11 protein-coding genes are annotated in these 14,792 nt (G+C 67.1%); all 11 read right to left on the bottom strand.

What is annotated here, in order from left to right; all coding sequences use genetic code 11:
- Positions 1 to 4: 4 nt before the first annotated feature.
- Positions 5 to 802, bottom strand: coding sequence for an MBL fold metallo-hydrolase (locus tag AC1DN2_RS01325; RefSeq protein WP_476848909.1), 798 nt, complete (start codon positions 800 to 802; stop codon positions 5 to 7).
- An 88-nt stretch (positions 803 to 890) separates the two neighbouring features.
- Positions 891 to 1,262 carry a DUF1304 family protein gene (locus tag AC1DN2_RS01320; protein WP_476848908.1) on the bottom strand — a complete coding sequence of 124 codons (372 nt, stop codon included), beginning with the start codon at positions 1,260 to 1,262 and terminating at the stop codon, positions 891 to 893.
- Between the two features lie 126 nt (positions 1,263 to 1,388).
- A complete protein-coding gene (locus AC1DN2_RS01315) occupies positions 1,389 to 2,501 on the bottom strand; it encodes a branched-chain amino acid aminotransferase (protein WP_230009430.1) in 1,113 nt (370 codons plus the stop codon).
- A 151-nt stretch (positions 2,502 to 2,652) separates the two neighbouring features.
- Positions 2,653 to 3,705 carry a 3-isopropylmalate dehydrogenase gene (locus AC1DN2_RS01310; RefSeq protein WP_476848907.1) on the bottom strand — a complete coding sequence of 351 codons (1,053 nt, stop codon included), beginning with the start codon at positions 3,703 to 3,705 and terminating at the stop codon, positions 2,653 to 2,655.
- A gap of 213 nt (positions 3,706 to 3,918) precedes the next feature.
- Positions 3,919 to 5,478 (bottom strand): methionine--tRNA ligase, encoded by a 1,560-nt coding sequence (metG, locus tag AC1DN2_RS01305; protein ID WP_476848906.1) that lies wholly within the window; start codon positions 5,476 to 5,478, stop codon positions 3,919 to 3,921.
- 9 nt (positions 5,479 to 5,487) lie between these two features.
- Positions 5,488 to 6,255: an ABC transporter ATP-binding protein gene (locus tag AC1DN2_RS01300; protein WP_018773527.1), complete on the bottom strand. Its 768-nt coding sequence runs from the start codon at positions 6,253 to 6,255 to the stop codon at positions 5,488 to 5,490.
- Entirely contained in the window at positions 6,252 to 9,038 is a 2,787-nt protein-coding gene (locus AC1DN2_RS01295) for an ABC transporter permease (RefSeq protein ID WP_476848905.1), read from the bottom strand. Before AC1DN2_RS01295 ends, AC1DN2_RS01300 begins: the two co-directional genes overlap by 4 nt.
- Positions 9,039 to 9,243: 205 nt before the next feature.
- The gene (serA, locus tag AC1DN2_RS01290) at positions 9,244 to 10,839 is read right to left on the bottom strand and encodes a phosphoglycerate dehydrogenase (RefSeq protein ID WP_028277927.1); all 1,596 of its coding nucleotides are present in this window, start codon (positions 10,837 to 10,839) and stop codon (positions 9,244 to 9,246) included.
- Between the two features lie 127 nt (positions 10,840 to 10,966).
- A complete protein-coding gene (gene ilvC / locus AC1DN2_RS01285; RefSeq protein ID WP_026538933.1) occupies positions 10,967 to 11,992 on the bottom strand; it encodes a ketol-acid reductoisomerase in 1,026 nt (341 codons plus the stop codon).
- A gap of 78 nt (positions 11,993 to 12,070) precedes the next feature.
- Positions 12,071 to 12,583, bottom strand: coding sequence for an acetolactate synthase small subunit (gene ilvN, locus AC1DN2_RS01280; protein WP_018773531.1), 513 nt, complete (start codon positions 12,581 to 12,583; stop codon positions 12,071 to 12,073).
- A gap of 2 nt (positions 12,584 to 12,585) precedes the next feature.
- A complete protein-coding gene (locus tag AC1DN2_RS01275) occupies positions 12,586 to 14,484 on the bottom strand; it encodes an acetolactate synthase large subunit (protein WP_028277928.1) in 1,899 nt (632 codons plus the stop codon).
- Positions 14,485 to 14,792: the final 308 nt, after the last annotated feature.

Here is a 14,792-nt window from a genome sequence, read left to right as displayed (position 1 = left end):
GTTCCTAGCCTACCGTCCCCTCGGTGCGCAGGTAGTCCAGCTGCGCCGCGACGGAGAGCTCCGCGGCGCGGCGGACGGAGGGGTCGACGTCGGCGTACACGGCGTCCGTGACGGCTCGGACATCGGCGTCGGCGCCCAGTGCCGCGAGGGCTGCCCGGACCTGTTCGAGCCGGCCCCGCCGGTGGTCCCGGTAGGCGCGGGCGACGGCGTCCAGGGCCGGCAGCACCGGGCCGTGGGCCGGCAGCACCGTGGCGGGCCCGAGGCGTTCGAGCCGGTCCAGCGAGTCGAGGTAGTCCCGGAGGGTGCCGTCGGGGTAGTCCAGCACCGTGGTTCCGGAGCCCAGAATCGTGTCCCCGGTCAGCACCGAGCCGTGCGGGCCGTCCTGCGGGAGGTGGAAGCACAGCGAATCCGAGGTGTGGCCCGGCGTCGCCAGAACCCGGATGTCAGTTCCGGCCGCCCGGATGGTTTCGCCGTCCTGCAGCGGGGGTGCGCCGTGGCAGTGGGCGGGGTCCGCGGCCCGGACCGGTGCGCCCGTCAAGGCCGAAAACCTCTCGGCGGCCGCGGTGTGGTCTGCGTGCCGGTGCGTGATCAGGATGAGTTCGACCGGTCCCTCGCCGGCCAGCGCCTGAAGGTGCGGCCCGTCGAGGGGCCCGGGGTCGACGGCGACCCTGGCCGCCGCCCCCGGGGCGGCAATGAGATAGGAGTTGGTTCCGTCCAGGCTCATGGGGCCCGGATTCGGGGCGAGGCGGAACCGGGTCAGCTCACTGCTGCGGACAATGCCGCGGGATGTCTCGGAGGTCACGGACCCATCCTTGCATTGAATCGGGCGCCGTTGCCCGCTGAACTGTCCCCCGGCTGGCCGGGCCGTCCGGCCAGCAAGCCCAGCAAGCTCAGGTCAGCAGCAGGATGGTGATGGTGAGCGGCAGGAAGCCCTCTGCGACGGCGAGTCCCCAGAGGCGCCGTTCGGACAAGAACATGACGAGGCCCAGGCCCATGTGGCCCACGCAGGCTATCAGCAGCACCGCTTGACCGGCCACGGCGTCGGGTCCTCCAAGCATGAGGGCGCCAGCGACGGCTCCGATACCCCAGATGACGTTGTAGAAGCCGAGGTTGAAGGTCCACAGCCGGGCCCTCTCCGCCTCCGAATCGATCAGGAACAGGCGTTCCCGGCGCTGGGAGCGCATGACAAAGGACTCCACGATGCCGACAGTGATCAATAAGACGCCAAAGACCACACCCAGAACTTGGATCAGGCCCGTCATGGGCCCATTCTCCACCCGGCGCGAACACGTGAAAAGCTCCCAGAAGTCCTGCGTGGTGCGACAGACGCCGACGGCGGCCCTCACCCGAAGGTGGGGACCGCCGTCGTGCACTAAGACGTTCTGTGGCTAGGCCAGCCGGGTCAGCCAGCCGTGGGTGTCCTCCACGGTGCCGGTCTGGATCCCGAGCAGCTGGGCGCGGATGGCCAGGGTGGTCTCCCCCGCCGTGGCGTCCTCGGAACCGATAAACTCGGTGGCGTCCTTGAGCACGCCGATGGGGGTGATGACTGCGGCGGTGCCGCAGGCGAAGACCTCGGCAATGTCTCCCGAGGCAACACCGTCGCGCCACTCATCCAGGGTGATCTTGCGTTCGGTGACTTCCCGGCCCATGTCCCGGGCCACCTGGATCACGGACATCCGGGTGATCCCCTCCAGGATGGTGCCGGAGAGCGCCGGGGTGACGAGCGAACCGTCCTTCATGACGAAGAAAACGTTCATGCCGCCGAGTTCCTCGACAGCGTTGTCGTTGAACTGGTCCAGGAAGAGGACCTGCTTGCAGCCGTTGGCCTCGGCCTCCTGCTGGGCGATCAGCGAGGCAGCGTAGTTGCCGCCGCACTTGGCGGCGCCTGTTCCGCCGCGGCCGGCGCGGGCGTATTCGCGCGAGATCCAGATGGAGACGGGCTTGAGTTCGCCGCCGAAGTAGTTGCCGGCCGGGGAGGCGATCACGCGGAAGGAGACCTCGCGCGCTGCCCGCACGCCCAGGAACGCCTCGGTGGCGATCATGAAGGGCCGCAGGTACAGGGCTTCGCCGTCGCCGGCGGGGACCCAGTCCTTGTCTGCCGCGACGAGCTCGCGGATGGCGCCGAGGAAGTACTCTTCCGGGAGTTCGGGCAGGGCCAGGCGCCGGGCGGACTTGTTCAGCCGTGCGGCGTTGGCCTCGGGCCGGAACGTCCAGACCGAGCCGTCGGCGTGGCGGTAGGCCTTGAGGCCCTCGAAGATCTCCTGGCCATAGTGCAGCACGGCGGCGGACGGGTCGAGGGAAATCGGGCCGTAGGGCTCAACGCGCGCGTCGTGCCAGCCGCCGTTGCCGGCGGCGTCGACGCTGTAGTCCACAATCGCGGTGTGGTCGGTGAAATAGTCGCCGAATCCCGGGTTTGCCAGGATGGCGGCACGCTCTTCAGCAGACTTCGGGGTCTCCGACAGGTGCTGGGTGAATTCGACGCCATGGGCAGTCTGAGTCATGGTTCCTCCACGATCGGCTGCCTGGTGTGGGAACGTGGTTCACCCTCGGACCACGGCAGCATATTGGTGATTCGAAACAAGCTTACGCCCGTTGGCAGCACGGTTTTGCGGTGTCTGCAGTCGCCTGCCGTGCAGGAAATGCAGGCGGGGCCTACAGCGCCGCCGCGATGGCGTCGCCGATCGCGCTGGTGGTGCGGACGGCGCCGTCGCGGGCTTCGACGTCGGCCGTGACGGCCGCCTCGATCTTCCGGGCGGCGGCGGCGAAGCCGAGGTGGTCGAGCAGGAGCGCCGCGGAGAGGATGGCGGCGGTGGGGTCGGCCTTCTGCTGACCGGCGATGTCCGGGGCGGACCCGTGGACCGGTTCGAACATGGACGGCGCGGTGCGGTCCATGTTGAGGTTGCCGGAGGCGGCGAGGCCGATCCCGCCGGTCACGGCCGCCGCGAGGTCGGTGATGATGTCGCCGAACAGGTTGTCGGTGACGATCACGTCGAAGCGGGCCGGATCGGTGACCATGAAAATCGTGGCGGCGTCGACGTGGAGGTAGTCGTGCGTGACGTCGGGGAACTCCTGGGCCACGGCCTCGACCGTGCGCTTCCAGAGCTGGCCGGCGAAGACCAGGACGTTGTGCTTGTGCACGAGGGTGAGCTTCTTGCGGGGGCGGTCGTTGGCCCGGCGGAACGCGTCGCGGACCACGCGCTCCACGCCGTGGGCGGTGTTCAGGGACACCTCGGTGGCCACCTCGTGGGGGGTGCCGGCGCGCAGTGTGCCGCCGTTGCCCACGTAGGGGCCCTCGGTGCCTTCGCGGACCACGATGAAGTCGATCTCGCCGGGGTTCGCGAGCGGGCTGCCGACGCCGGCGTACAGGCGGGAGGGCCGCAGGTTGACGAAGTGGTCCAGGCTGAAGCGCAGCTTCAGCAGGAGCTCGCGCTCGATGATGCCGGAGGGGATCCGGGTGTCGCCGGGGGCCGCGCCGACGGCGCCGAACAAGATGGCGTCGCGGGTGCGGAGGTCGGCGAGGGTGGCCGCGGGGAGGGTCTCCCCCGTCGCGAGCCAGTGCTCCGCCCCCAACTTGTAGTGGGTCTGCTGGAGCACGATCCCTTCTGCGGCCGCGGCCTTTTCAAGGACCTTCAGGGCTTCGGCGGTGACCTCCGGGCCGATGCCGTCGCCCGGGATGACTGCCAGATCAATCGTGGATGCGCTCATATTTTCAGCGTAGCCAAGTGATCCACATTCTGGTCAAGTTGTCTCACTATTCGATCACCCCTACGGACGCTCCCTCACTTTCGGTAGGAAAAGACGAAACGCTCCCCCACTTCCTGCGGCAAAAAGCGAAACGCTCCCGCACTTCCGTAACGGAAGTGCGGGAGCGTCACCGCAACCATCGCCGGATCTGCGGGAGCGTCCGGATGTGCAGGCTCAGGCGTCGGCGGGTTCCTCGTACTTCGGGAACACCGGGGCCGGGGCGGGCAGTTCCGTGCCGGCGGCGATCGGTGTGCCCAGGGCCGAGAACTGGCGCGCCCCGCCCTCGGGCTGGCCGAGCGTGTGCAGGATCGCCGCCGTCGCCACCGGCATGACCGGCTGGGCCAGGATCGCGACGATCCGCAGCACTTCGAGCGTCACGTAGAGCACCGTGTTCATGCGTTCGACGTCGGTCTTGCGGAGCACCCACGGGGCTTGCTCGGCGAAGTAGGCGTTGGTGTCCCCCAGGACAGCCCAGATGGCCTCCAGTGCGCGGCTGAACTCCTGCTTCTCGAAGGCGGCCCGGGCGCCGTCAAGCAGTCCGTTGGCCTGGGCCAGAATCGCGGTGTCCTCGGCGGAAAATGCGCCGGGCGCGGGCACGCGGCCCTCGCAGTTCTTGGCCACCATGGACAGCGACCGCTGGGCCAGGTTGCCGAAGTTGTTGGCGAGGTCCGAATTCATCCGGCCCACGATTGCCTCGTGGTTGTAGTTGCCGTCCGCGCCGAAGGGGACCTCGCGCAGGAAGAAGTAGCGCACCTGGTCCAGGCCGTACTGGGCCACGAAGTCCGCGGGGGCCACCACGTTGCCCAGCGACTTGGACATCTTGACGCCGTTGTTCTGCAGGAAGCCGTGGATCATGATCCGCTTCGGCAGCTCCAGTCCGGCGCTCATGAGGAACGCCGGCCAGTAGATGGCGTGGAAGCGGGAGATGTCCTTGCCGATCACGTGGACGTCGGCCGGCCAGAACTTCTTGAAGGAGTCCGAGTCGACGTCCGGGTAGCCGACGCCGGTCAGGTAGTTGGTCAGCGCATCGACCCACACGTACATGACGTGCTTGTCGTTGCCGGGCACGGGTACGCCCCAGTCGAACGTGGTGCGGCTGATGGACAGGTCCTCCAGACCGCGCCGGACGAAGCTGATGACCTCGTTGAACCGGGACTGCGGGGCACCGAATTCCGGGTGGGCCTCGTAGAGCGCCAGCAGTTTGTCCTGATAGGCGGAGAGCCGGAAGAAGTAGCTCTCCTCGGCCGTCCAGGTGACCTCGGTGTCGGATTCGCGTGAGTAGCGGATCCCGTCGTCCTTGACCACGGTCTCGTCCTCGACGTAGAACGCCTCGTCGCGGACCGAGTACCAGCCTTCGTACTTGGACAGGTAGATGTCCCCGTTGGCTTCCATCTTCTTCCAGATGGCCTGCGACGCCGCGTAGTGGTCGGCGTCCGTGGTGCGGATGAAACGGTCGTAGGAGACCCCCAGGGCCGCGTGCGCCGCCTTGTAGATCTCGGCGTTCCGGTCCACCAGATCCTTGGGCGCCAGCCCTTCCTTCTCGGCGGTCTGGGCGATCTTCATGCCGTGCTCGTCAGTGCCGGTCAGGAAGAAGACGTCGTACCCGTCCAGGCGCTTGAACCGGGCCATCGCATCGGTGGCGATGTACTCGTACGCATGGCCGATGTGCGGCACCCCGTTGGGGTACGTGATGGCCGTGGTGATGTAGAACGGGGTCTTGTCAGTTGAAGTCACGGTCTAAATCTAGATCAGTTCTGTGAGGGTATCGCTCTGGCGGACCAGTTCGTGGTCATGTGAAGCCACCAGCACGGCAATGCCGTCCGAGGTGGTGTCCTTGAGGATGCTGATGATGCGGTTGGCCGCGGCCCGGTCCAGGCTGGCCGTGGGCTCGTCGACCACCAGGACGCGGGTGCCGAGGATGAGCGCCCGGGCGATCGCGACGCGCTGGCGTTCACCGCCGGAAAGCTGCGCCGGACGGTGGCGCATGCGCCGGCCCAGGCCCACGAGGTCCAGGAGGTCCTTGGCCATGTCGCGGCGCTTCTCGACCTCGCCGTCCGGCACGGCCGGCAGCAGGACGTTCTCGAGCGCGCTCATCCCGTCGATCAGCGCACCGCCCTGGTCGACGTAGCCGATCAGGGCCCGGCGGCGGTCGGCGATCTCGTCGTCGCCCATGGTCTCGAGCGAGTCGCCTTCCCAGAACACCCGGCCCGACGTCGGCAGGGTCAGTCCCGCGCCGACGGTCAGGATGCTGGTCTTGCCCGAGCCGGAGCGGCCCGCGACGCAGTGCATTTCGCCGGCGTGCAGGGTCATGTTGAAGTCGTCCACGACGTTGACGGCCTCGGCACCGCCCTTGCCGCCGCCGTAGTGGATGGTGATGTTGCTCAGTTCCAGCGGGGTGGCGTGGTCCGTGGCCTTCACGATTGTGTTGGCGCGGGTCTTGTGCGCACCGCGACGGGTGCTGGCGGTCATCCGGTCGTGTGCCTCCCGGTCAAGGTTCAGCTCGTTAGTCATTGGACCACTTTCGTTGCAATCGGAATCCAGCAAAGTACAGCTACGAGACCGGCAATTGCGGCCCACAGCGCGGCGTAGGGGGCCAGGAGGAGGCCGATGCCGAGGGCGCCCACAACACCCAGCGGCAGCGCGACGGTTCCCACCATGGCGTTTTCAAAGAAGCGGACCTGGCCCAGCATGTCCGGGTTCCAGCCCATGGCCCGCAGCGTGCCCAGGTACTGGCGCTTGGCCTGCAGCTCGAAGCGGCCGGTGACCATGGTCAGCAGCAGCCCGACGGCAACACCGGACACGCCCAGGATGATGCTGGGCAGGGCGATGCTGGCCGCGGCCAGCCCGCTGAGGGCGCTGGCGCCGGCGGCCCGCGGAATGTCGATCAGCAGGGCGACGAGTCCGCCGACGGCCGCGGCGAAGACACCGACGGCAACGGCCAGGGAGATGGTGTTGAACTTGTTGGTGCTCAGCTGCCGGTTCGCGAAGGTCAGCGGGGAATCGACCGCGATGAGCCGTTCATCGTGTTGCGGCTCCTGGTCCACGACGTCGCGGTGGCGCAGCTGCTGCGCCGCGATGAACGCGGCACCGGCGTACAGCACCAGGACCGACGCCGAGACCACCGCGGTGGCGGTGCTCCAGCTGATCAGGCTCAGGACGATTCCGACGACGGCCAGCAGCGCGGCGCCGACGCCGAATTCGGCCAGCACCCAGGAACGGATCTTGCGCTGGGTCCAGCCCATGGCGCGCAAGGTACCGGCCTCGCTGCGCCGTTTGCGGATGTAGCTGACGGTGGAGGCGCCGGTCAGGAGGGCAGCACCGCAGAGGGTCAGGAACAGCAGGGTCAGGTTCGTGGCGGTCAGCGAGCCGGACACGGCGTCCGCGGCGTCCTGGCGGACCCACGACTGCTGCACGGTGCCCAGCGGCGATTCCTTGCCGGCGTCGTCCTTGGAGTAGCCGGGAACGGCGATGCTGGCGTCTTCGCGGGCCGAACCGGCCACCACGGTGGCCTGCAGGCCCATGTCGCGGATCTCGTTGGCGAGCTTCTCCACCTCGGGCTGCGCCTGCTTCCAGCTGCCCGGGACCTTGGCGCGGACCCGGACGGCGTCGATCACGTTGGCGTTTGCATCGTAGCCGCGGGCGGCGGCGAGGCCGTAGTAGTCGGTGATGGCTCCGGCGGACTGGCTGACCAGGCCCGTGGCGCTCAGCGACGGCTTGAGTTCGGTGTTGACGTCCTTGCCCGACGCGTCTTTGGTCAGGGTGAACGGCGCGGGGTCATAGCCGCCCAGGGGCAGCCGGTTGACGTCGCCGGCAGCTTCCTTGACGTTCGCGGCGTCGAAGGTGCCGTAGACCATGGCCAGCGGCGTGGCCAGCTTCTTGCCGGTTTCGAGGTTCTGGCGGTAGGAGCGCTCGTCTACCGGCTCGCGCTGGGTCTGGTCGACGGCCTCGCCGTTGGCGGCCTTGTCCGGCAGCCGGTTCACGGTGACCCAGTCACCGGGCGTGGCGCTCTTGTCAACGGCGCCGTTGGCGGCGGTTTCGCCGTCCTTGTATGTCGGGGCGGCGGCGAAGTTGGTGGTCCAGGTGGCCGGGTTGTAGAGGCCCTGGCTGAAGGATCCGGTGTCGCCCATGAGCTGGGAGAGGTCCTTGGACCCCGGCCAGGCGAGGGCGAACGGGGACTTGGAAACGAACGGCAGGTAGTCCTTGTCCAGCGAGCGGGTCACGGTGCCGACGTCCTTGGTGACGTTGCCGGAGTCGTCGATTTCCTCGATTTTGACCGAGTATTTCAGGTCCAGGGCGGTGCCCGAGCGCACGATCAGCGGGATGGCCTGGGAATCGTCGGTGAGCTGGCCGTCGCGCTTGGCCTGCTGGTACTGGGTCATCAGCGGTGCCCAGTACTTGAGCTTGACGCCGAGGAAGTCCGGGCCTTCCTTGAGTTCGTCCATGCTGATGCCGTTGGTGAAGAGGCTCTCGAAGTGCCGGCCGATCGCGCCGGCGTTGCGGGCGTCCGCGGGCGGGGCCTTCTCCAGCGGGGACAGGAAGTCACCGGCCGTGCCGAGCAGCGCCCGTTCGGAGACGGGGTCGACGGCGACGACGGACTCGGTCACCTGCGGGGCCATCGGCAGGGAAACGGAGAGGTTGAAGAGGTTGTGCTCGGAGCCGCCGGCCGGGGTGGGGAACTTGATGCCGGTCTCGCCCTCCGGGCCCTGGATGCGGACGTTCTTGCCGCCCTCGACCTGTTCCTCGACCAGCTTCGCCTTGCCGAGGGAGCCCTCGGCCGTGGTCTTGAACAGGGTCTGGTCGGAGTGGCCGTCGGAGCTGACGGCGCTGGCCGTGAGGCGGTATTTCTTTGGCGTGTCGCTCAGTACCGATTCCGCGGCCGGCCACTTGCTCGGATCCGTGGCGGTCGGGTCGCCGGAGGTGCCCGCGAGGCCCGCGTTGAAGCCCAGGTAGTCGGTGGCGTCCAGCCGCGGCGACTCCAGGTTCTGCGTCACACGCGAGACCAGGCTGATGGGGGCGGCCACAGAGGTGCCGGAGAGCTTGCGGATCGAATCCAGCTGCTCGAAGCTGATGCCGCCCTGGCCGGTGGCGATGTCCGGCTGCATCAGGCCGCCGTTATCCTTCGCCTTGGCCTGCACCAGGACGTCATAGAGCCCCCGGGAGTTTTGGTCCACGGTCCTGCTCAGCGCCGCCTGGGACTGACCCTGGACGAGCACGGACAGGCACATGGCCACGATCAAAATGGACGCGGTCAGCAAAAGCACTCTGCTTCTGATGAACCTCTGGACGGCGTTCATTGGGCTCCTGAAAGCTGGATTGCGTGCGCACGCCGCAGTTCATTTCCTGAGGAAGTGAAGGCGTCCCGTGCCGGGCGTGCAAAAGTAAAGGCCGGTCTGCCGGCCAAGACCCGAAATTCGGTCCTAGCCATTGTACGCAGACCGGCCGGCCACTCGTGGCCGCCGGCGGCGGTCATGCCGCCGCCGGGGCCACGCGGGGAGGATTTCAGTCCTCGAGGTCAACCTCGCGGACCATGTCAGCGCCGATCCCGGCCTTGATCGCGTCAAGGACCTGCTGGGGAACGGAGCTGTCGATGGTCAGCAGGGCCAGCACCTGGCCACCTTCCGTCTGGCGTGCCACCTGCATGCCGGCGATGTTGATGTTGTTCATGCCCAGGATGTGGCCGATCGTGCCGATCACGCCGGGGCGGTCCGAGTAGGCAACCACCACGAGGTGTTCGCTGATCGGGATTTCCACCTCGTAGCCGTTGACGCCGACCAGTTTCTGGATCTGCTTCGGGCCCGTCAGGGTTCCGGCGACAGAGATCTGGCTGCCGTCGCTGAGGGCGCCGCGCAGGGTCAGGACGTTGCGGTACGACTCGGTGTCCGGCGTCGTGATGAGGCGGACGTTGATGCCGCGCTGCTCGGCGATGACGGGTGCGTTGACGTAGGAGACCTGCTCGGTCACGACGTCGGCGAAGATGCCCTTGAGCGCCGCGAGTTCCAGGACCTTGACATCGAGCGAGGAGATCTCGCCGGCCACCTCGACGTCGAACTGGGTGAGGGAGGCATGGGTCAGCGCGGTGAAGATGCGGCCCAGCTTTTCCATCAGCGGGATGCCGGGGCGGACGTCCGGTGCGATGACACCGCCGGCGACGTTGACGGCGTCGGGGACCAGTTCGCCGGCCAGGGCCAGGCGGACGGACTTGGCGACGGAGACGCCGGCCTTCTCCTGGGCCTCGTCGGTGGAGGCGCCCAGGTGCGGGGTCACCACGACGTTGTCGAGTTTGAAGAACGGCAGGTCGGTGCTGGGTTCCTTGGAGAAGACGTCGACGCCGGCGCCGGCGATGTCACCGGCCTGCAGCGCGGTGTAGAGGGCTTCCTCGTCCACCAGGCCGCCGCGGGCGACGTTGACGACGTACGCCGTGCTCTTCATCTTCTTGAACGCCTCGGCGCCGAGCATGCCGACGGTTTCCGGGGTCTTGGGCATGTGGATGGTGATGAAGTCCGACTGGGCCAGGAGCTCGTCGAGCGTCACCAGCTGCACGCCGAGCTGGGCGGCCCGGGCGGAGGTGATGTAGGGGTCGTACGCGAGGATCTTGGTGTCGAAGCCCTTCAGGCGGGCCGCGACCAGGGCGCCGATCCGGCCCAGGCCGATGATGCCGATCTTCTTCTCGAAGAGCTCGATGCCGGTGTACTTGGAGCGCTTCCACTCCCCGTCCTTGAGGGCGGAGCTGGCCTGCGGGATGTGGCGGGCGAGGCTCAGGATGTGCCCGACGGTCAGTTCGGCGGCGGAGACGATGTTGGAGGTCGGCGCGTTGACCACCATGACCCCGGCCTGGGTGGCCGCCTTGATGTCCACGTTGTCCAGGCCGACGCCGGCGCGGGCGATGACCTTGAGGTTCTTGGCGGCGGCGATGGCCTCTGCGTCCAGCTGGGTGGCGGAGCGGACCAGGATCGCGTCGACGTCGGCGATCGCGGAGAGCAGCTGGGAACGGTCGGAGCCGTCAGTCTGGCGGATTTCAAAGTCCGGGCCGAGGGCCTCGACTGTGGCGGGCGAAAGTTCCTCAGCGAGGAGTACGACAGGTTTGGTGCTTGTCACCGGTGACCTCTTTAGCTCTCTTGTGTATCTGGTGGGGATTTTGGTGAATCGGGTGGTGCGGGTGGTGCTGGACAGCAGGGAAGCCGGACCCCAGGATGTGGTGTCCGGCTCCCCTGCCGGGCAATGCCTAGCGCGCGACTGAACCTTCGGTGTAGTCGTCTTCGTTCTTGATCCAGGAGAACAGCTTGCGCAGTTCGCGGCCGGTGGCCTCGATCGGGTGGTCCTCACCCTTCTTGCGCAGCGCCTTGAACTCCGGCGCACCGGCGTCCTGGTCGTCGATGAAGCGCTTGGCGAAAGTGCCGTCCTGGATGTCCGCGAGGACAGCCTTCATGTTTTCCTTCACCTGCGGGGTGATGACGCGGGGGCCGGAGACGTAGTCGCCGTATTCCGCGGTGTCCGAGACGCTCCAGCGCTGCTTGGCGATGCCGCCCTCGACCATGAGGTCGACGATCAGCTTGAGCTCGTGCAGCACCTCGAAGTAGGCGACCTCGGGCTTGTAGCCGGCCTCGGTGAGGGTTTCGAAGCCGTACTGGATCAGCTGCGAGGCGCCGCCGCAGAGGACAGCCTGCTCGCCGAAGAGGTCGGTTTCGGTCTCTTCGGTGAAGGTGGTCTCGATGACGCCCGCACGGGTGCCGCCGATCGCCTTGGCGTAGGACAGGGCCAGTTCCTTGGCCTTGCCGGACGGGTTCTGCTCGACGGCGATCAGGTCCGGCACGCCGCGGCCGGCTTCGAACTCGCGGCGCACGATGTGGCCCGGGCCCTTGGGGGCGACGAGGGCGACGTCGACGTCGGCCGGGGGCTGGATGTAGCCGTAGCGGATGTTGAAGCCGTGGCCGAAGAACAGGGCGTCGCCCGGCTGCAGGTTCGGGGCGATGTCCTCGGCGTACACATGGCGCTGGACCTGGTCCGGGGTCAGGACCATGATGAGGTCGGCCTCGGCGACGGCGTCGGCAACGTTCAGGACCCGCAGGCCCTCGGCCTCGGCCTTGGCGCGGGACTTCGAGCCTTCCTTCAGGCCGACGCGGACGTCAACGCCGGAATCGCGGAGGCTGAGGGCGTGGGCGTGGCCCTGGGAGCCGTAACCGATGACGGCGACGGTGCGGCCCTGGATGATCGACAGGTCGGCGTCGTCGTCGTAAAACATTTCAGTCACTGGGGTGTCTCCTTTTGAGTGGATTCTTCGTAGATATTGTCTGTGGTGCTGCGGTACAACGGGGCGGCTCCGGCGGTGTTACGCGCTGCGGAGGGCCCTGTCACTCATGGAGCGGGATCCCCGCCCAACGGCCAAGGTGCCGGACTGCACGATTTCGCGGATGCCGAAAGGCTCCAGCACTGACAAGAGTGCCGTGAGCTTCTCGGGGTGGCCCGTTGCCTCAATGACCACCGACTCTGTGGAGACGTCGACCACTGAAGCGCGGAACAGGTCTGCAGCCTGGGTGACCTGCAGGCGTGTTGCGGCATCCGCACGTACCTTGACCAGGATGTGGTCACGCTGTACGGAAGATTCGGAGGTGAGCTCGACGATCTTGATCACGTTGACCAGCTTGTTCAGCTGCTTCGTGACCTGTTCGATCAGCTCGCCATCGGCGTCGACCACCACGGTCATCCGGGACATGCCCGGGACCTCGGTGGGGCCGACGGCCAGGGAATTGATGTTGAAGGCCCGGCGGGCGAAGAGGCTGGCGACGCGGGTCAGCACACCGGGCTTGTCTTCGACCAGAACGGACAATGTGTGGCGGGTCATGTTCAGTCCTCCTCTTCCCATTCCGGGGTCATGTTGCGGGCAACCTGGATCTGGTCGTTGCTGACCCCCGCGGGGACCATCGGCCACACCATCGAGTTGGGGCTCACGACGAAGTCGATGACCACCGGGCGGTCATTGATCTCCAGTGCCTTCTGGATGGTGGCGTCGATGTCCTCGTCGCGTTCGCACCGGAAGGCAGCGCAGCCGTAGGCGTCCGCCAGCTTGACGAAGTCCGGGATGCGGACCGTGTCATGTCCCGTGTTCAGGTCGGTGTTGGAGTAGCGGCCCTCGTAGAAGAGGGTCTGCCACTGCCGGACCATGCCCAGGGAGGAGTTGTTGATGATGGCGACTTTGATGGGGATCTTGTTGATCGCGCAGGTAGCCAGTTCCTGGTTGGTCATCTGGAAGCAGCCGTCGCCGTCGATCGCCCAGACCACGCGGTCCGGTTCGCCCACCTTGGCGCCCATGGCCGCCGGCACGGCGTAGCCCATGGTGCCGGCGCCGCCGGAGTTGAGCCAGGCGTGCGGGCGTTCGTACTTGATGAACTGCGAGGCCCACATCTGATGCTGTCCGACGCCGGCGACATAGACGCCCTCGGGACCGGTCAGGGCGCCGATGCGTTCGATGACGCGCTGCGGGGCGCTGAGGCCGTCCTCGGGTTCGGTCCAGCCGAGCGGGTAGGTTTCCTTGAGGTTGTTAAGGAAGGCCCACCAGGTGGTCAGGTCCGGGGTGCCGAAGGCTTCGAACTGCAGGCGCAGGGCCTCGGTCAGCTCCGGGATGATCTCCTTGACCGAGCCGACAATCGGGACGTCGGCCGTGCGGTTCTTGGAGATTTCCGCCGGATCGATGTCGGCGTGGATGACCTTGGCGTTCGGGGCGAAGGACTTCAGGATGCCGGTCACGCGGTCATCGAACCGGGCGCCCAGGGTGATCAGCAGGTCCGACTGCTGCAGGGCTGTCACGGCGGAAACCGTGCCGTGCATGCCCGGCATGCCCACGTGCTGCGGGTGGGAGTCTGGGAACACGCCCCGCGCCATCAGGGTGGTCACCACGGGGGCGCCGGTCAGCTCGGCCAGTTCGCGCAGCTCGGCCGAGGCGTGGGCCTTGACCACTCCGCCGCCGACGTAGAGCACGGGCTTGCTGGCACCGGAAATGAGCCGGGCGGCCTCGCGGACCTGCTTGCTGTGGCCGCGCACCACCGGCCGGTATCCCGGGAGATCGATCTTGGGTGGCCAGGAGAACGTCATCTGGCCCTGCTGGGCGTCCTTGGCGACGTCCACGAGGACCGGGCCCGGGCGTCCGGTGGACGCCAGGTGGAACGCCTCGGCCATCACGTGCGGGATGTCGTTGGGGTCCGTGACCAGGAAGGAGTGCTTCGTGATCGGCATGGTGATCCCGACGATGTCCGCTTCCTGGAAGGCGTCGGTGCCGATCACCCCGCTGGAGACCTGGCCGGTAATGGCCACTATCGGCACGGAGTCCATGTGGGCGTCCATGATGGCGGTAACGAGGTTGGTGGCACCCGGGCCCGAGGTGGCGATGCAGACGCCAACCCGTCCGGTAACCATGGCGTAGCCTTGCGCGGCGTGGCCGGCTCCCTGTTCGTGACGGACCAGAACGTGGTTCATTTTGGAGGCCATCAAGGGGTCGTAGGTGGGCAGGATCGCGCCACCGGGCAAACCGAAAATGTCCTGGACGCCGAGTTCTTCGAGCGAGCGGACAATTGCTTGCGAACCGGTCATGACCGTCGGGGGTACGACGTTGTTCGGTCCGAGGACAGGAGAGACGGCAGCAGAGTCGACGCCGGCGTCAGCCGGACGTTCGACGCGTTCCGGAGCCTTGTGGGCTCCAGTGGACTTGGTGGCCATCAGCGAGGGGCTGATCGGCGATCCTTTGCTCATCGGACTCTTCCTTTGTGGATCTTCGGTGATCGTGGAACTACTGTTTTTGTTCTGGTGGTGCGGCTGGTGCTGCGGGAAATAAAAAAACCCCTCAGCCGGCGGGCTCTTCGAGGGGTTGCGCGTGACGGTTCGTTACCAGTGAAGGCTAATGAGCCACGCGCTTGGTAAGTACGACGGAAACACCTGCAGGGCTCTCGACTGCAGTGCACTCAAATTCAGTGACTCCGGCTGTAACGATCTCGATCATGCGTTCAGTTTTCCCTCTGAGTGAGACGGGTGTCAACGAGCCCGGCCCGTGTCTCACTATT

The sequence above is a fragment of the Arthrobacter sp. 01L42 genome (assembly GCF_056400005.1).
Note: the sequence above shows the minus strand (reverse complement) of the source record. Positions and strands in the feature narration are given on the sequence as shown.

Bases quoted from the DNA above. Each gene is read 5' to 3' on its own strand.
- AC1DN2_RS01295 (WP_476848905.1), bottom strand. From the start codon at position 9,038: ATGAACGCCGTCCAGAGGTTCATCAGAAGCAGAGTGCTTTTGCTGACC.
- ilvN (WP_018773531.1), bottom strand. From the start codon at position 12,583: ATGACCCGCCACACATTGTCCGTTCTGGTCGAAGACAAGCCCGGTGTG.
- AC1DN2_RS01310 (WP_476848907.1), bottom strand. From the start codon at position 3,705: ATGAGCGCATCCACGATTGATCTGGCAGTCATCCCGGGCGACGGCATC.
- AC1DN2_RS01315 (WP_230009430.1), bottom strand. From the start codon at position 2,501: ATGACTCAGACTGCCCATGGCGTCGAATTCACCCAGCACCTGTCGGAG.
- AC1DN2_RS01300 (WP_018773527.1), bottom strand. From the start codon at position 6,255: ATGACTAACGAGCTGAACCTTGACCGGGAGGCACACGACCGGATGACC.
- AC1DN2_RS01320 (WP_476848908.1), bottom strand. From the start codon at position 1,262: ATGACGGGCCTGATCCAAGTTCTGGGTGTGGTCTTTGGCGTCTTATTG.
- AC1DN2_RS01275 (WP_028277928.1), bottom strand. From the start codon at position 14,484: ATGAGCAAAGGATCGCCGATCAGCCCCTCGCTGATGGCCACCAAGTCC.